Here is a 15,976-nt window from a genome sequence, read left to right as displayed (position 1 = left end):
TCGATACGGCACGGCCGTTTGTGCAGTCGTTTCGACGATCATTCGTCGTGTTCTTCCGGCAGTGCGATTACCGGTCGGTCCGCCTCTGTGACGAGTTTCAGGGCCGGATCCCCCTCGAGGAACTGGGTGAGTCGACTGCCGCCTCGGGGATGGAATGCAATCGCACTCGCCGAGAGGTCCGTCGCCGCCTCGAAAATGCCTTCGACAATGTCTGTGTGATAGACGACCGCTGACTCGGCGTCGGGGATCACGTCTCGGAACGCTTCGAAGGCCTCTTCGGCCTGTTCCTCGGCCTGTTCGAGTGGGATTTTGTCTAGCGTGCCGCCGCCCTTCTCGACGACGTGGACTGCCGTGACGCGGTCGAACTCGTAGGCCTGGAGTGCCCCAGCCGTTGCGCGTGCGTCCTCGTCGTTCGCGACCGGAACGGCCAGGTGCGCCGTCAGCGTCTCGGTCATCCGATCGAACCCTCCGTTTCTCGTCCCGGTCGCATTACACGATCGAGTGGAAAGCCGCTGAACACGCCGCTCATGCCCGGACCCATAGCCCGAAACGGTTAATATATATCGGAACTGCGAACGCTCCCGTATATTATATGACCGCAACTATGGGTTCGTTCATCGCCAGTCAGTTGGCGGTATTGTTCGGATCTGGGTCGATCCTCGATAGATCCACGTGTTAGTTTGAGCAGAAGGCAAGGCGAGCAGTCAGAATCCGTAACGGAAACTAAAAGGGACTACCGGATCGATTTCGAAGACACACATGCCAGGGGGAATCGACGCGATCGACGAGCAGATCCTGTATTATCTCGCCCAGGAGGCCCGCCACACGTCCGCGCCGGACATCGCCGAGCAGGTCGACGTCTCGGCACCGACGGTCCGCAACCGGATCCGCCAACTGGAGGAGGACGGCATCATCCAGGGGTATCACGCCCACATCGACTACGAGAAGGTCGAGGGGCGACTGGTCAACCACTACGTCTGTTCGACGGGTGACCGCGACCGGGAGGAACTCGCCCGCCGGGCCCTGGAGATTTCGGGGGTCGTCAACGTCAGGGAGATCCTCTCAGGGCGGGGCGACCTCAGGATCAAAGTGGTCGGGACCGACACCGACGATCTGACGCGTATCGCCCAGGACCTCATCTCGCTGGGTATCGAGATCGACGACGAGGACCTGGGCTATCGGGAGTACTTCCGGCCCTACGCCCCGTTCGGGCCACGCGACGAGGAGCCGATCTCGCCGGTCTCGGGCGTCGCCGGGTTGACGGGCGACGCCAACGTCGTCGAGTTGATCGTCGAGGAGGAGACGCCGATCGTGGGCACGACCCTGCAGGAAGCCAACGAAGAGGGGCTCCTGACGTCGGATCTCCTCGTGGTTCGGATCAACCGGAACGGGGAGTCAATCTCGCCGACCGGTGAGACGACCATTCAGGCTGGCGACTTTGTCACCGTGCACTCCCGATCCGGCATTTCCGAGGAGACGTTGTCGGCGTTTACCGGGCAGTGAGTCTTCCCGGAGTCCCGGACGAGTCACTACTTCCGGGGGGGAAAACACACTTCCGGACGGCGGGGATATCTCGGGACAATGATGGAGGAGCGCGGATGCGCGTAATCGTCATCGGCGCGGGCGAGGTCGGTTCGAGTGTGGCCGCGAGTCTGGCCGACATGCACGAGGTCGTCGTCGTCGATGTCGACGGCGATCGCGTCGAGGCGCTGACCTACGACTTGGACGTGCTGGCCATCGAGGGCGACGGTGCGGCGATCGAAACGCTACGGGAGGCCGGTCTCGAACAGTCCGACCTCCTGATCGCCGTGACCGACGACGACGAGACGAACATCGTCTCCTGTGGGACCGCCAAGACGCTCGCGGACGTCACAACGATCGCACGCGTCCGCAACACGAAGTTCCTCGACACCTGGAACAACGCCGAAGGGGCACTCGGCGTCGACGTCATGGTCGGGACGAACCTGCTGACGGCCCGCAAGATCGCCAGCATGATCGGCCTGCCGGCCGCCCGCGATGTCGACACCTTCGCCGAGGGGACAATCCAGATGGCCGAGTTCGAACTCGCCGCGGACAGTCCGGTCGCCGGCCAGACTGTCGCCGAGGCAGATCGCTTCGAGGACCTCACGTTCGCGGCGATTCTCTGCCCCGACGAGGGCGGCGAGCCCGACGAGATCGTCATCCCTCGTGGCGACACGACGCTGTCGGCGGGTGACGAGGTGGTCGTCATCGGGACCGACGAGGCAGTGACGGCGTTCAGCCACGCCGTCGCGCCGGACGACGACTACCACGATGTCCTGATCGTCGGCGGCAGTTCGGTCGGCTACCAGACGGCCCGATTACTCCAGGAGCGGGGGATTCGCCCGAAGTTGATCGAACGCGACCCCGAACGGGCACAATTCCTCGCCGAAGCGCTCTCAGGGACGACAGTCCTCGAAGCCGATGCCACCGACCGGGACTTCCTCGAACGCGAGAACATCGACGCGGTGGATGTCGTCGTCACGACCTTGGAGTCCGACGAGAGGAACCTGCTGGCGGGACTGCTTGCCAAACGTCTCGGTGCCGATCGGGCGATCGCCGTCGTCGAGGATCGCTCGTACGTGGATCTCTTCGAGACTGTCGGGATCGACGTGGCCGTCCAGCCCCGTGAGGTGGCTGCCGAGGAGATAACGCGGTTCACCCGCGAGCAACACGCCGAGAACGTCGCCATCATCGGCAGCGACCGGGCGGAAGTCATCGAGGTCGAGATCGAGGATGAAAGTATCTTCGACGGGCGGCCGATCCGGGAGGTGGCCGCCGACCTGCCCGACGGCGTCGTCGTGGGCGCGATCACGCGCGACGGCGAGTTCGTCCGTCCACGCGGTGACACAATCGTCGAGCCCGGTGACCACGTCGTCGTCTTCGTCGAAGCCGCGGTACTGGACGAGACACTCGCCAAACTATGACCGGGTACGTCCGCGTGGACTGGCGGGCGAGTCTCGCGCTGACTGGCCGGGTCCTGTTGTACCTCGCGGTGCCACTTTCGATCCCGCTCGTTACGGCGTTCATTTACGGCGAGGGATGGATTCCGTTCCTCGTCACGATCGCCGTGACGGCCGTCGCCGGGTTCGCGCTCACCCAACTCGACGAAGAGCACGATCTGGGCGCCCGCGAGGGGTTTCTGATGGTCGCGGCAACGTGGCTCGCGGTCGCGCTGGTCGGGGCGATCCCGTATCTGCTCGCGGAGCATGGCACGGCTTCGACGCTTACCTGGCCCCATGTGCCGAACGCGCTGTTCGAGTCGATGAGCGGATTTACGACCACGGGCGCGACGGTGATGGGTCAGATCGGCGTCGAGCATCACTCTCACGCACTCCTGCTGTGGCGACAGCTCACCCAGTGGCTCGGTGGGATGGGGATCGTCGTCCTCGCAGTGGCGATCCTCCCCGAACTCTCGGTCGGTGGCGCACAACTGATGGACGCGGAGGCTCCGGGACCTGGCATCGAGAAGCTCACGCCGCGAATCGCCGAGACGGCACGCGTCCTCTGGATCGCCTACTTCGCCTTCACTGTCGCCGAGATGATCTTGCTCTATGGCCTGCATCTCGTCGGGTTTGCCCCCGACATGACGCTGTTCAACGCTATCTCCCACGGCCTGACGACGCTGCCGACCGGCGGTTTCTCCCCGGAAGCCTATTCGATCGAGGCGTTCTCGGCGGCCGTCCAGTGGGCGATCATCCCCTTTATGGTCGTCGCGGGGACGAACTTCGCGTTGTTCTGGGGCGTCCTCCGGGGCGATCCCTTCACGCTGCCCGGAGACGAGGAGTTTCGCTTCTACGCCGGCGTCATGGCCACGCTGACCGCCGTCGTGACGGTCGTGCTCTTCGTGGGTCCGAGTCTGCCCGGTAGTGCCGGGCTAACGGGCATCGAGAAAGCCCTTCGGCACGGCCTCTTCCAGGTCGTCTCGATCGTGACGACGACGGGCTATGCCAGCATCGACTTCAACGACTGGACATCGACCGCACAGTACCTGCTGCTGTTCGGGATGTTCCTCGGCGGTTCGGCCGGGTCGACCGGCGGCGCGATCAAGATGGTCCGCTGGCTGGTCATCGCCAAGTCGATCAAACGGGAGCTGTTCACCACCGTCCACCCCGAGGCGGTCAGTCCCGTCCGGCTGGGCGGCCGGGCGCTGGACGAGTCGGCCATCCGCGGGATCCACGCCTTCACGCTGCTGTATCTCGCGCTGTTCTTCCTGGCTGTCGTCGTCCTCATGCTTGACGCCGGCCGGGTCGGGATGGATCTCGCAGTCCTGGACGGGTTGAGCGCTGTCGCCGCGACGATCGGCAACGTCGGGCCGGGCTTTGGCGTCGTTGGCCCGATGGAGAACTACGAATTGTTCCCCGACACGTCGAAACTCCTGATGGTCTTCCTGATGTGGATCGGCCGCCTGGAGATCTTCCCCGTGCTTGTCCTCCTGACCCGGGCCTACTGGCGGTCGTGAGGGCGTATCTGGAGTAATAGTATCCGACTCGTCGAGCCGCCACGTCAGGCCCTATTCGTGGCTGGCGAGCGGTTCCGCGACTACGTCGATCGGCGACCGGACGGTCGCAGTGTCCGTCCTGTGGGACTGAACAGACAGTCGAGTGCGAGCACTGCGGGACGTCACTGTCCCCCGCCAGCACGTCGCTGCTGACTTTCTCATCGGCGGTCATGCGGTGACAGACGCCGACGCCCTAATCACGTTCGACGAAGGGTTTTACGGGTCGTATTTTCCGTCACTGACTGTCCGCCCAAGATGAGTCACTCGAGCGGATCGCTCCGCCGGCAGGCAAACCCCTTTTCCGATCCAGCCCCAACGTCGGGCCATGTCCACCGCAATCCTGTTGTTGAATTTCGGCGAACCGGCCACGCCCGAACGCGAGGCCGTCGTCTCGTATCTCGAACGCATTTTCTTCAACAACCGCGAGATCGAGGGCGACACGACCGAGGCCGAGGCCCGCGAGCGCTCCCGGGAACTGGCCGAGCGCCGCGCCGGACCGCTGATCGAGGAATACGAAGAGATCGGCGGGTCGCCGTTGAACGGCCAGGCCCGCGACCAGGCCGATGTACTGGAAGAGCGCCTTCGCGCACGTGGTCGTGACGTCGAGACCTACATCGGGATGCAGTTCACCGAGCCGTTCATCGACGACGCACTCGACGCGGCCATCGATGCGGGCCACGACCGGATCATCGGCCTCCCGATTTATCCACTCTGTGGCCCCTCGACGACCGTCGACGCGCTGGCAGAACTGCGAGCGGCAGCCGACGAGCGGGAGTTCGACGCACTCCAGGAGATATCGGGCTGGCACCGCCACCCGGATTACCCACGCCTTCGTGTGGACAACATCCAGGCGTTCGCGGACGAGCAGGGCGTCGACCTGCACGATCCCGACACTGCACTGGTCTTCTCCGCCCACGGCACGCCACAGTACTACCTCACAGAGGAAGGCAGCCGTTATGACACCTACGTCAGGGAATACGTCGAGACTGTGGCGGGATTGCTCGACATCGATTCCTACGAACTGGGATATCAGAACCACGAGAACCGGGATATCCCCTGGACAGAACCCGAGATCGAGGAGGTTATCGAGACCGTCGATGCCGAGCGCGTGGTGGTCGAGCCGATCAGCTTCATCCACGAGCAAAGTGAGACTCTCTCTGAACTCGACGTGGAGCTCAAAGAAGAGGCCGAGACGGTCGGCCTCGATTTCTATCGGGTCCCTGTCCCCCACGACGACGAGCGTTTCGTCGGCGTGCTGGAGGATCTCGTCGAACCCTTCGTCGCCGACTTCGACCCCGCAGTCTACCAGTTCCGGCAGTGTGAGTGCCGGGACGAACCGGGAACGATGTGTCTGAACGCGCCGCTGGACTGAGACGGCGGTCCGGTAACGTCACCCCCCACGAGGGGTGAGTTCGGCATCGTTCACCGTCGGCACAACCTCTGTGGCTTTCTCTCCAGGAGCGGAATAGCACCGGGTGCGATCAGTACAGTTCGCCGCCGACGGGAACCTGTTCGTCGGGCGTCACGAGGACGGGATTGCCGTCTCCGCCGGGGACACCGACCGTCAGCGCCTCGGACTCGAAGCCGGCGATCCGGACACTGCCGAGGTCCGTTGCGCAGAGCACCTGTTCGCCGGTCAGCTCCGTCGGGTCGTGGTGGTAGCCGAGCTGAGCCGCCGACTGCAACGTCTCCTTCCCGACGTCGAGCCACAGCTTGACCATCTCGGGCTTGTTCGCCGCCTCGAACGGTTCGACCTTCCGGACATCCGCGACGCGGATCGTCACGTCGAAGGGGCTCTCTGTCATGCGATCGCCAGTAGACGGAGAGACGTGAAAGGCCCTTCCGTCGGGGACAGCTTACCGCTCGATCGACTTGGCCGTCTCGATGAACGCCTCGACGCCTTCGACGGGCGTGTCCTTGTGGACACCGTGGCCGAGGTTCAGCACGTGTCCATGGGGGCCGGCACCCTCGATCACGTCCCGCGTCCGCTCGCGGATCGTCTCCGGATCGGCAAAGAGGACGGACGGATCGAGGTTCCCCTGAACGGCTCGATCGTCCAGTTGTTCGCGGGCGTCGGCCATCTCGACGGTCCAGTCCAGGCTGACCACGTCCGCCCCAGTCGCCGCGAGCTGGCCGAGACGGCCACCCATGTTGCGGACGAAGACGATCGTCGGCGCGTCGATGTCCGCCAGGATCTCGCGGTGCAGAGGCTGGATGAACTCCCGATAGTCCGCGGGCGGCAACACGCCGGCGTAGGTATCGAACAGCTGAACGACGTCCGCGCCGTGCTCGATCTGATAGGCCAGGAACTCGCGGACGGCCTCGGCGAACGTCTCGAGTAAATCGCGGAACGCTTCGGGATTGCGAGCCTTGAACTGGCGAGCCGGATAGTGATTGCGGGTCGGATGGCCGGCGATCGCGTAGGAGGCGAGGGTGAACGGGCCACCGGCGAAACCGATGAGCCCGGTTTCTTCGCCGACCCGGGAGTCGAGCCGATCGAGCAATTCACCGACGTAGTCCAGAGCAGTTTCCACGTCCTCGTAGGTGTCCGGGATGTCCGCCGGGTCGGAAACGGGGTCGGCGATGACCGGGCCCTTCCCGGACTCGATGTGGTAGGAGAACCCGAGCGGTTCGAGGATGGTCAGGATGTCCGAGAACATGACGAGTCCGTCGGGTCGGTACCGTTCCCAGGGGAGCAGCGTGATCTCAGTGGCCACCTCGGGGGTCGTGACGGCCTCGAGGAAGTCGTACTCCACACGGAGTTCGCGATACTCGGGGAGATGTCGGCCCGCCTGGCGCATCAGCCACACCGGCGGCCGTTCGGTGCGTTCGCCGCGGGCAGCCCGCACGAGTAGGTCACTCATCGACGGGTGTACGGTCGAATGTGGTTTAGGAATTCCCCTGCACTTCTGTCGATCGGTCTCCTTTCTGAACCGGATGAATACGCGGAAGAATATTCAGAATGCGAAACTATATATTTTATAACTCATTAAAAACAGCCATAATGGGTAGTTACAACATCGAAGTGGACCCGACGAACAACCGGATGGAACTCAAACTGGCGGGGCAACTTGACGAATCGGAACTCGCGGAGGTGGTCGATGCGGTAGCTGAAGGCGCAGCACAACTCGACGACGGCTGGGGATTGATAAACGACATCTCTTCGTACAAACCGGCGACGGAGAACGCGGAGGAGCGTCTCAAAGAAGGAGCGAAGAAAGCGGGTCAACTCGGCATGGGGACTGTGGTCCGCGTCACGGGTGAATCAATCACGGCCGAGTTCCAGTGGGAACGGGTCGGTGAAGAAGCGGCGTCCGAAACGGGGTACGAAATTTTCCAGGCCGAAACAGTCGAGGACGCCGCGGCGGTGCTCGACGAACACCAGTGATCGGCATCGCCCGATCTTGACATCCTCCCCGGGGCAGTCGCCTTGACCGCCTGACAAGGACAGGAAAGCCGACGGAACTGGACGGTTCGTGCAGCCGAAAAACCAGTCGATCACGCAAACCAGTCCTTCGATAGCTGTGGAACTCTCGTCGCCAAACGCCACATAAATAACCTGGCCCGGCCAACGGTGACGTATGAATCCGAAAATTCTGTTGTTGGGACCGCCAGGTGCAGGCAAAGGGACACAGAGTTCGAATCTCGTCTCCGAGTTCGGCGTCGAGCACGTCACGACGGGCGACGCACTCCGGGCGAACAAGGAGATGGATATCTCCGATCTCGGCCTGGAGTACGACACACCCGGCGAGTACATGGACCGCGGCGAGCTCGTCCCTGACGACGTCGTCAATGCCATCGTCGAGAAGGCCCTGACCAGCGCCGACGGGTTCGTTCTGGACGGGTATCCCCGAAACCTCGACCAGGCCGAGGAACTCGAGTCGATGACCGACCTGGACGTGATCGTCTCGCTGTCGGTCTCCGAGGACGAACTCGTCGACCGACTCACCGGCCGCCGGGTCTGTTCGGAGTGTGGGGAGAACTACCATGTCGAATTCGATCAGCCCGAGGAAGCGGGCGTCTGTGATGCGTGTGGCGGCGAGTTGATCCAGCGAGAGGACGATCGGGAGGAGGCGGTGCGCAACCGACTGGAGGTGTTCGCCGAGAATACCGAACCCGTCATCGAGTATTACAGCGACCGTGAGGAGTTCGTCGAGATCGACGGCGAGCAGTCCCTCGAAGGCGTCTGGGCGGACCTGCAGGCGACCGTCGACGAGGTGGCCTGACGGGGTGACCCAGACGTCTCGATCCGGAGCGTCGTGCAAATACAAAGTTGATTTACCTGCGGTCCCTAGAGAACACATCGATGGCACGGACAGGCGAGAAGATAGACCGGCTCGTGGCCGAGGATGCGAGCATGGAGAGAGCCATCGAGGCGGTGCTCTCGACGGCTGAAGAGCAGGGCAGCGTCTCGTGGGGCGACGTCAGCGACGAGCTCACGAGCGGCCAGTGGGGCCGACTCATCGAGACGGGGCTGCTGGTCGACGCAGACGGCGACGGGTTCGTCGTCGACGACCCCGAGGGCGTCCACGACGCCCTGGAAGACGCCGACCCCGACGAGGACGATGACGGCGGCTGGTCGACCTGGGACAAGCTCGCCGGCGTCGGCGCCGTCGCGTTGATCGCCGGCTACTCGATTCCGTCGATCAAGAACACCGTCGGAACCGTTCTGGACACCGTCCTCGGACCGATAGAGTCGATGATGCCCTTCTACATGGTGATCCTGGTACTGGCGACGTTGACCGGACTCTGGTCGGCCTTGTTGCAGGACAATCTCATGGACATGAGTGGGATGGGCGACCACCAGGAGAAGATGCAAGAACTCAAAGAGCGCCGCGAACGCGCCAAAGAGGAGGGCAACGAGGAGGAACTCGACCGCATCCAGCAAGAACAGATGGAGATGATGAGCGACCAGATGGGCATGTTCAAACAGCAGATCCGCCCGATGGTCTGGATCATGCTCTTTACCATCCCGATCTTCCTGTGGCTGTACTGGCAAACTGGACTCGGAATCACTGGCGAATCGCAAACCGCGATCGTCATGCCGCTGTTCGGCGAGGTTAGCAACTGGAACGCCGGGACGCTCGGCCCCTGGCCCGCCTGGCTGTTCTGGTACTTCGTCTGCTCACTTTCGTTCAGCCAGATCGTCCGGAAAGCGTTGAACGTCCAGACCTCGCCGACCTGAGCGACGAGACACCGCCTTGGCCGCCGGAAAGTAACCGTCGTCCTGACGCGAGACGCACCGCTTTTTACCGCGCCGTTCCCATGTCGGGTATGTTGATCACCGTCTCGGGCCCCGCCGGCAGCGGCAAGAGCACACTCGCGGAGAGTCTCGCCGACGCTCTGGACTACGAGCACGTAAGCGGCGGTGACATCTTTCGATCGCTCGCCGAGGAACGCGACATGACCCCGCTCGAACTGAACAAACAGGCCGAAGAGGACGAAGAGATCGATCTGGACCTCGATCGACGTCTGCGGACGATTTCCCGGGATCGCGACGATCTCGTTCTCGAATCGCGACTGGCCGGCTGGATGGCCAGCGACCACGCCGACCTAAAGCTCTGGCTGGATGCACCGGTCGCCGTCCGTGCCGACCGGATCGCCCAGCGGGAGAACAAACCGATCGAACAGGCCAAAACCGAGACGAGAGAGCGGGGTGAGAGCGAGGCCCAGCGATATCAAGAGTACTACGGCATCGACATCGACGACCTCTCGATCTACGACCTGGCGATCAACACTGCCCGGTGGGGCCCCCAAGGCGTGTTGAGCGTCGTCCTCCACGCCGTCGAGTCTTACGACCAGAACAGCGACGAAGGCAAAGCCCCCGTCGAGGGCGTCTCCTACGATTTCTGATGGTACTGCGTGGCCCGCCCGCCGAGCGCTCGCCCGCCGAACTGCTCAAGTTCGGTGTGATCAATCTCGATAAACCGCCCGGCCCCTCCGCCCACCAGGTCGCCGCCTGGGTGCGCGAACTAGCGGGAGTCAAACGAGCCGCCCACGCCGGGACACTCGATCCGAAAGTGACCGGCTGTCTGCCGATGCTGCTGGGCGACGCCACGCGAATGGCCCAGGTCTTCGACGACAGCGAGAAGGAGTACGTCGCGGTGCTGGAACTCCACGATCGCGGACGGACGGACGATCTCGAACGGGTCGCCGCCGACTTCGAGGGTGAGATCTACCAGAAACCGCCGAAAAAGAGCGCCGTCGTGCGCCGACTCCGGACTCGCGAGATCCACGAACTCGACGTGCTGGAGGTCGAGGACCGCCAGGCCTTGCTCCGCGTGCGCTGTGAGAGCGGAACGTACATCCGGAAACTCTGTCACGACCTCGGGCTGGCGCTGGGGACTGGCGCACACATGGGCGACCTCCGGCGCGTCGGAACCGACCCCTTCGACGATCGGGATCTGGCAACCCTCCATGACTTTGTCGACGCACTTTCGTGGTGGCGCGAGGACGACGACCCCGAAGCGCTCGAAGACGTCGTCCAGCCCGCCGAACATGCGCTGGTAGACGTACCGTCGGTGATCATCGCCGAGAGTGCTGCGGAGTCGGTCGCGGAAGGCGCACCCGTCTATGCCCCCGGAGTTGTCGACGCCGACGAGGGCCTCGATCCGGACGCCGAGCCGCTCGTGACCTGCTACACGCCGAACGGGGCGGCGGTGTGTCTGGGGCGATTGATTGAGGATCCGGCGGTCGAGGAGGGAACTGTCGTGGATCTCGAACGCGTGCTGGTCTGAAAGACCGGCTGTGACGGCCGGCTTGTCACAGTTTGGTGTTGACTGGTGGCGCGATCAGCTATCCGGAGGATTTCCATTGTCTCTTTCTGATTGTCGGATCCGTGTATCGCTCGTCCCGCCCGGACGAAACGAAGGCCTTAACTCCCGCTCTCTCGTTGCTCGAATCGCGGGACCGTAGGGTAGCGGTATCCTCGGCGCATGGGGTGCGTCGGACCCGAGTTCGAATCTCGGCGGCCCCACTCAAACTTTTGACAGATCCGCACACCTACACGTTTAGGTGTGCGAGCGGCCAACTTCCTGCGGACGTTGAGGTGCAATTAAGTCGGTCTTTAAGTAGCACCAATAACCCCGACCTCTCGGTTCGCAGACTGCATCATATCGTTGAGGTTTCCCGCCGCGAAGCGTGGCCGTTCGGCCCGTGTGAGTTCGTTCGTGCGTCCCGTCTCGTCGACGATAGTGCGACCGACGAGGAGGTTCGCCAGGCGGTCGAATCCTTCGAGGAGGGTGATCGTCGATGATCACTGATGCGTGCCGGCAAAAGCCGCCGTCGATCACGCTGACCGGACACGGCTACGCCTACGCACGGTCGTGGTACGGCGGTGAGGACGAGACTGTGTACGTTCATCAGTTGTGTGCGATTGCCGGCGGTGCTGATCCCGAGTGGGTCTTTTCGGAGCTGACCGACGTCCATCACCGCCCGCTGGACGAGTGGCTCGATCTCGACGACGAGGTGCCACCAGCGCCGATCGAGGTTGGCGATCAGCAGATTCCGGCGATCGACACGCCCGAGTCCGTCGAGGTAACCCTTCGCTGGGAACACCGCGAGGAGAACCTTCGAGGTGGTGACGATGACTGAGACGGTGCTGCTGGTCGAACTCGTCCCGGACCTCGTTGATCTGTACGCTGAGGTCCGTGAGGCGTCTCACTCGCGCCCGGTTCGGACACTCTCGAAGAACGCTTTCATTCGGCACCTACGCCACGCAGAGCGGTCGTCTCGACTAGGTACGGCTACCTGTCAATCCGCACTCGTCGAGGACGGTGATGGTCAATGACGGACTGGTCACAGTTCGTCCGGTACTTCTGTGCCTGCTGCGGCGAGGAGTGCATCAATCACGTTGATGCAGTGACGACAGAGAACACGCTGTGTCGTACCTGCTCGGACGTGCTCGGTGTTTCTCGCGGTTGGATAGCCGTCACAAGCGAGGGCGAGGGAGAGCCGGCAGGCCCGGAAGCGCAGCGGAGTGAGCATCCCGGACCGGACCGCGAGCGCCAATCGCGGTCCGCACCGGCTCGACAGACTGGAAGCGCCCCCTCGCGGGGCGACCCGGAAGCCCGAGCGCATCCCCCGAACCCGGAGGGTGAGGGGGGTTCTCGACTGCGGTGCGGTGATCGTGAGCGAACGACTCGGTTCCCAGGGAGGGAGACCGATGAGTAGTGATCGGTCGACTGAGTTCCGGCGGCTGGACGGCAGTCCCGTCATGGGTCCCGGTCCGGTTCTGATCCCCACCGTTTCGACGAACGGACTCGGGTACGAGTTCGTCCGCTGCCGGTTTGACGGCCGGTATGATACGATCTACATTCACCAACTGTGCGCGATCGCTGACGGCGCTGATCCGCACGACGTGTTCGGCGACGCCTGCCACACGTATCACCGCTGTCCGATCCCCTGGCTGAACACGCCCGAAAACATCGGTGTCGTCGCTCACTGGCGACACCAGGACAAGGACCACCGGGAGGAACTCCCGGTATCCGGCTCCGGTGACTGATGCGCACCGGGCCACCTGGGTGGTCCACTCACCGACCCACCCACCGCGTCGATAGTGGGTCGACCGGAGAGCCGGCCCCCTCGACGGGGGTCGGCTCGCCGTTCACGAGTAGCAACGCCACTCCCCAGCATGCCCCCGGCTTCCTCACTGCTCTCCAATGAGTGTTGTCGAGCCTCCCGGACACCTGGGCGGGCTCGACCTCGCCAGATGTAACACTCCCGAGTTAGCGGACCTGCTGGACGAGCGCGACTTGCTCGGCTACGGTCCGCTGATCGACGGGACGCTCACTGAGCGTGACGAGCAACGAGTGCGGATAGCGAAGTTCCTCGCGGAACATCCCGAGGGAACGCCGCTGACGCACGTTGTCTCGTACGCAGTGAAAGGCGTCTCGCCGGAGCAGTGCGAACGTGTCGAAGGTTCCGACGCTGACTATCAGTTTGCGTATAGGTTCGTGAACGATCTCGCCGAACCCGAGGAGCCGTACGTGCGCAAGTCGGAGCCGTCGGGCGTTCTGATGGTCACGCCCACCCTGCGGCTTCTTGACTTGATTACAGAAGGCATTACTCAAACGGCCAACTCCGACGATCTCCTGTACGACCGCGAGTTTCTGCGGAACAGGCTCTCAATGGTCGATTCAGTGGATGACCGGCTTCGTGACCTGCTCGAAGACGGTTTTACATCCTACCTGAATCGCATTGAGGACTACCGGCTACTGTTCGACGTGTACATGGTCGACGGTCGCGGCGCTGAATCGACGCGTCGTATGACGAAGCGGTACAAGACCCGCTTCAACGACCAGGGCCGGATCTCGAAACAGTTTGCCCGATTCAACGACGCGCTGGAATACGGCTACGAACACGCCGAGAACGCCGTGCTGTGTACGCTGACGACCGACCCGAAGCGTCAGGACTCGTTGCTCGACGGAATCGAATCGATCAACGAGAACTTCAACCGGCTGCTGTCGTACTTCGACAGTGACCCGTCGACGAAAGGCGACACCCGCGACGAGGGCACGGTCGGCTGGCGTCCCGAACTCGACGATGAGGTGACCGGGCGACCGCGCAAGCGACCGGAGTACATCAAGGCGCTGGAGTTCTCCGAGAAAGGGTATCCGCATCTGCACGTGCTGTTCTTCGACGTGCCGACCCGCGACAAAGACGGGATGCCGTGGCTGTGCGACAAAGGCGAACTGAAAGCGAAGTGGATGGACTACGGACAGGCGGAGATCGTCGATATGTACCCGCTGGTCTATCGCGACGATCTCGCCGACCTGGAACCCGAGTTCCAGAGCGACGAAGGTTTCGTCGACTGGTACCGCTTCGGCGACCACGATCACGGCGAAGCGTGGATTCGAGACCGAACCCAGGCTCACGACCTGATCGAGTTCGGCGACGACGCCGACGAGATGGAAGCGACCGCCGGCGGCTACCTCGGCAAGTACCTGAGCGTGACGTTCGGTTCGCTGCTGGACGCTACCGAGTCGTTCGAGGAGCCCGACGACGCCGAGCGAGAGACGTACGCGGACAAAGCGGCGACGTGGAAGCTGGCGCTGTACTGGGCGACGAACCGGCGCTTCTGGTCGTGCTCGAAGGCTATCACCGAAGGGATCAAGCCGAACGAACACACCCGCGATCCGGACGTGCGTGAGGCCGTCCGGTGGTGTTCGCTCGACTCGGTAAAGAACGCCTGTGAGACGCCGATCCGTGACGAACTCGGACGGCGTCGATGGGACAATCTCGACGATCTCGAAGCCGCGATAGAACGAGCGATCACCGAGGTTGAACGGCCTGGCGTTCGCTCGACGCTGCCCGAAGACCCGTCGTATCGGTGTCTGATCGACTACCTCGGTGCGTATGCCGTCTGGGACATGCCGAACGGGTCGCTCGGCCCACAACCGCGCGACCTCGAAGCTGTCGAGGATGTGGCCCAGGATGATGACGAGTTACCCGTAGTCGATCGAGAGAATGATCCGCCTGGGTATATTTCGTCAGCAGATTCTGATTCTGACAAGGAATAGTTAAATCTACAACTAAAATATAATTTAGACAGGGTTAATGATATATTCATTGGGTTAGATTGTCCATCCATGAGTGATAGTGGCAGACTTCCCGGAGTCGATCATCTCAGAGAAACGTACTTTGATGCATGAGAGCACTTTGATGAGGAAAAGTTCACTCCAGAAGAACTAAGAAATGAGTTACTTAAGCAGAGTACTGAACCAGAGAACGTTTCTGATGAAAGTTCGCTATATTCTAGCTTGTATCGAGCGGCTACTATCGGTCTAATTCTTTTCCATGGCGATAAGACGTTTAGTATACAGATCACTCCTGAAGACTCTGAAGAGAGGCGGCATGAAATCGCGACAAGCCATATTGACCGTCTGTGGGAAGAGATTGAAGCAGAGCAAGAGAAAAGATCCGATGAAGAAGAGGAGACTGAAGAAAAGTCAGTTTTGATACATAATGAAGACTCGTTTGTTAGAACATTTGTTGGTCGTGAAACAGATATAAAGGATAATTTAGAGGGTTATTTTCAGGCAGCCTATGATCCAGAAGAACACACAGGTGTGGTTTTGGAAAGTTGGACCTCGGTAGCGGAAGCGGCCGATGAATTAGCTAATCAACTCACTGATGATGATCTCACTTCGGAAGCCGGCTTGTTGTATAGATTTGAAAAGGAAGGTGAAGAGGTCACTACGGACGAGGATGGTGAAAAAGTTCTCCGAATTTATCTTAATGAGGTTCGGTTCTCATAGCTCGATTTGAGTATTGAATCATTTTTCATTTTCATGGAGTCCACAGTAAAGCGAGCGGGCCGACGGCGCGCAGCGCCGGAGGCAGTACCTCAAAGCCGCGCGCAGTGATATCCGTTTCCGGAAGCCGACGAGCGAAGGAAACAGCACGAAAGCCCGGCAGCCCGCGCAGCCTCACGGTGAGGAGGGGTAAGCGAGAGCT

General features: G+C 62.1%; 18 protein-coding genes, 1 tRNA gene and 1 pseudogene. 17 read left to right on the top strand and 3 right to left on the bottom strand.

Features of this window, described 5'->3' with window-relative positions; genetic code table 11:
* Positions 1-38: 38 nt before the first annotated feature.
* A complete protein-coding gene (locus tag E3374_RS07005) occupies positions 39-455 on the bottom strand; it encodes a universal stress protein (protein WP_136688369.1) in 417 nt (138 codons plus the stop codon).
* A gap of 304 nt (positions 456-759) precedes the next feature.
* On the opposite strand from E3374_RS07005, the gene E3374_RS07000 reads away from it, so the two are divergent.
* The 5 genes and pseudogenes from E3374_RS07000 to hemH all read left to right on the top strand — a co-directional run bounded on the left by E3374_RS07000 (position 760) and on the right by hemH (position 5,891).
* On the top strand, positions 760-1,503 hold the full coding sequence (locus E3374_RS07000) for an Lrp/AsnC family transcriptional regulator (protein ID WP_136688368.1): 744 nt from the start codon (positions 760-762) through the stop codon (positions 1,501-1,503).
* A 95-nt stretch (positions 1,504-1,598) separates the two neighbouring features.
* Positions 1,599-2,945, top strand: coding sequence for a Trk system potassium transporter TrkA (gene trkA, locus E3374_RS06995; protein WP_136688367.1), 1,347 nt, complete (start codon positions 1,599-1,601; stop codon positions 2,943-2,945).
* Positions 2,942-4,480, top strand: a complete 1,539-nt coding sequence (locus E3374_RS06990; RefSeq protein ID WP_136688366.1) for a TrkH family potassium uptake protein — start codon at positions 2,942-2,944, stop codon at positions 4,478-4,480. Before trkA ends, E3374_RS06990 begins: the two co-directional genes overlap by 4 nt.
* Before the next feature lie 18 nt (positions 4,481-4,498).
* Positions 4,499-4,778: pseudogene (locus tag E3374_RS17965) on the top strand (nucleotide-binding protein); the annotation flags it as partial.
* Between the two features lie 66 nt (positions 4,779-4,844).
* Complete coding sequence (gene hemH, locus E3374_RS06985; protein WP_136688365.1) at positions 4,845-5,891, top strand: ferrochelatase; 1,047 nt, start codon at positions 4,845-4,847, stop codon at positions 5,889-5,891.
* 109 nt (positions 5,892-6,000) lie between these two features.
* Here hemH and E3374_RS06980 read toward each other — a convergent pair whose 3' ends face one another.
* Both E3374_RS06980 and hemE read right to left on the bottom strand, forming a co-directional pair.
* Positions 6,001-6,324, bottom strand: a complete 324-nt coding sequence (locus E3374_RS06980; protein ID WP_136688364.1) for a tRNA-binding protein — start codon at positions 6,322-6,324, stop codon at positions 6,001-6,003.
* Between the two features lie 51 nt (positions 6,325-6,375).
* Positions 6,376-7,383 carry a uroporphyrinogen decarboxylase gene (hemE, locus tag E3374_RS06975; RefSeq protein WP_136688363.1) on the bottom strand — a complete coding sequence of 336 codons (1,008 nt, stop codon included), beginning with the start codon at positions 7,381-7,383 and terminating at the stop codon, positions 6,376-6,378.
* A 140-nt stretch (positions 7,384-7,523) separates the two neighbouring features.
* Between hemE and E3374_RS06970 the strand changes: the two genes are divergently transcribed.
* From E3374_RS06970 to E3374_RS06915, 12 genes are all read left to right on the top strand, one after another.
* On the top strand, positions 7,524-7,907 hold the full coding sequence (locus E3374_RS06970) for a hypothetical protein (protein ID WP_136688362.1): 384 nt from the start codon (positions 7,524-7,526) through the stop codon (positions 7,905-7,907).
* Positions 7,908-8,100: 193 nt separating this feature from the next.
* Positions 8,101-8,745 carry an adenylate kinase gene (locus E3374_RS06965; RefSeq protein WP_136688361.1) on the top strand — a complete coding sequence of 215 codons (645 nt, stop codon included), beginning with the start codon at positions 8,101-8,103 and terminating at the stop codon, positions 8,743-8,745.
* 80 nt (positions 8,746-8,825) lie between these two features.
* A complete protein-coding gene (locus E3374_RS06960; RefSeq protein WP_136688360.1) occupies positions 8,826-9,704 on the top strand; it encodes a DUF106 domain-containing protein in 879 nt (292 codons plus the stop codon).
* An 89-nt stretch (positions 9,705-9,793) separates the two neighbouring features.
* Positions 9,794-10,372 (top strand): (d)CMP kinase, encoded by a 579-nt coding sequence (gene cmk, locus E3374_RS06955; protein ID WP_136688359.1) that lies wholly within the window; start codon positions 9,794-9,796, stop codon positions 10,370-10,372.
* The gene (locus E3374_RS06950; RefSeq protein ID WP_136688358.1) at positions 10,372-11,256 is read left to right on the top strand and encodes an RNA-guided pseudouridylation complex pseudouridine synthase subunit Cbf5; all 885 of its coding nucleotides are present in this window, start codon (positions 10,372-10,374) and stop codon (positions 11,254-11,256) included. The genes cmk and E3374_RS06950 overlap by 1 nt, the downstream gene beginning before the upstream one ends.
* A gap of 168 nt (positions 11,257-11,424) precedes the next feature.
* Positions 11,425-11,495, top strand: a tRNA-Pro gene (locus E3374_RS06945).
* 275 nt (positions 11,496-11,770) lie between these two features.
* Positions 11,771-12,112 carry a hypothetical protein gene (locus tag E3374_RS06940; protein ID WP_136688357.1) on the top strand — a complete coding sequence of 114 codons (342 nt, stop codon included), beginning with the start codon at positions 11,771-11,773 and terminating at the stop codon, positions 12,110-12,112.
* Complete coding sequence (locus tag E3374_RS06935; RefSeq protein ID WP_136688356.1) at positions 12,105-12,308, top strand: hypothetical protein; 204 nt, start codon at positions 12,105-12,107, stop codon at positions 12,306-12,308. The genes E3374_RS06940 and E3374_RS06935 overlap by 8 nt, the downstream gene beginning before the upstream one ends.
* Entirely contained in the window at positions 12,305-12,691 is a 387-nt protein-coding gene (locus E3374_RS17365) for a hypothetical protein (protein ID WP_136688355.1), read from the top strand. Before E3374_RS06935 ends, E3374_RS17365 begins: the two co-directional genes overlap by 4 nt.
* Positions 12,684-13,022: a hypothetical protein gene (locus E3374_RS06925; RefSeq protein WP_136688354.1), complete on the top strand. Its 339-nt coding sequence runs from the start codon at positions 12,684-12,686 to the stop codon at positions 13,020-13,022. Before E3374_RS17365 ends, E3374_RS06925 begins: the two co-directional genes overlap by 8 nt.
* A gap of 157 nt (positions 13,023-13,179) precedes the next feature.
* Entirely contained in the window at positions 13,180-15,039 is a 1,860-nt protein-coding gene (locus E3374_RS06920) for a hypothetical protein (RefSeq protein WP_136688353.1), read from the top strand.
* A 240-nt stretch (positions 15,040-15,279) separates the two neighbouring features.
* The gene (locus tag E3374_RS06915) at positions 15,280-15,777 is read left to right on the top strand and encodes a hypothetical protein (protein ID WP_136688352.1); all 498 of its coding nucleotides are present in this window, start codon (positions 15,280-15,282) and stop codon (positions 15,775-15,777) included.
* The last annotated feature ends 199 nt before the right edge of the window (positions 15,778-15,976 follow it).

It is taken from the genome of Halorhabdus amylolytica (assembly GCF_004944975.1).
Lineage (GTDB): Archaea > Halobacteriota > Halobacteria > Halobacteriales > Haloarculaceae > Halorhabdus > Halorhabdus amylolytica.
This window is presented reverse-complemented; position numbering and strand designations above follow the sequence as displayed.

Bases quoted from the DNA above. Each gene is read 5' to 3' on its own strand.
- E3374_RS07005 (WP_136688369.1), bottom strand. From the start codon at position 455: ATGACCGAGACGCTGACGGCGCACCTGGCCGTTCCGGTCGCGAACGAC.
- trkA (WP_136688367.1), top strand. From the start codon at position 1,599: ATGCGCGTAATCGTCATCGGCGCGGGCGAGGTCGGTTCGAGTGTGGCC.
- E3374_RS06925 (WP_136688354.1), top strand. From the start codon at position 12,684: ATGAGTAGTGATCGGTCGACTGAGTTCCGGCGGCTGGACGGCAGTCCC.
- hemH (WP_136688365.1), top strand. From the start codon at position 4,845: ATGTCCACCGCAATCCTGTTGTTGAATTTCGGCGAACCGGCCACGCCC.
- E3374_RS07000 (WP_136688368.1), top strand. From the start codon at position 760: ATGCCAGGGGGAATCGACGCGATCGACGAGCAGATCCTGTATTATCTC.
- cmk (WP_136688359.1), top strand. From the start codon at position 9,794: ATGTTGATCACCGTCTCGGGCCCCGCCGGCAGCGGCAAGAGCACACTC.
- E3374_RS06940 (WP_136688357.1), top strand. From the start codon at position 11,771: ATGATCACTGATGCGTGCCGGCAAAAGCCGCCGTCGATCACGCTGACC.
- E3374_RS17365 (WP_136688355.1), top strand. From the start codon at position 12,305: ATGACGGACTGGTCACAGTTCGTCCGGTACTTCTGTGCCTGCTGCGGC.
- E3374_RS06960 (WP_136688360.1), top strand. From the start codon at position 8,826: ATGGCACGGACAGGCGAGAAGATAGACCGGCTCGTGGCCGAGGATGCG.
- E3374_RS06950 (WP_136688358.1), top strand. From the start codon at position 10,372: ATGGTACTGCGTGGCCCGCCCGCCGAGCGCTCGCCCGCCGAACTGCTC.
- hemE (WP_136688363.1), bottom strand. From the start codon at position 7,383: ATGAGTGACCTACTCGTGCGGGCTGCCCGCGGCGAACGCACCGAACGG.
- E3374_RS06935 (WP_136688356.1), top strand. From the start codon at position 12,105: ATGACTGAGACGGTGCTGCTGGTCGAACTCGTCCCGGACCTCGTTGAT.
- E3374_RS06920 (WP_136688353.1), top strand. From the start codon at position 13,180: ATGAGTGTTGTCGAGCCTCCCGGACACCTGGGCGGGCTCGACCTCGCC.
- E3374_RS06970 (WP_136688362.1), top strand. From the start codon at position 7,524: ATGGGTAGTTACAACATCGAAGTGGACCCGACGAACAACCGGATGGAA.
- E3374_RS06980 (WP_136688364.1), bottom strand. From the start codon at position 6,324: ATGACAGAGAGCCCCTTCGACGTGACGATCCGCGTCGCGGATGTCCGG.
- E3374_RS06965 (WP_136688361.1), top strand. From the start codon at position 8,101: ATGAATCCGAAAATTCTGTTGTTGGGACCGCCAGGTGCAGGCAAAGGG.
- E3374_RS06990 (WP_136688366.1), top strand. From the start codon at position 2,942: ATGACCGGGTACGTCCGCGTGGACTGGCGGGCGAGTCTCGCGCTGACT.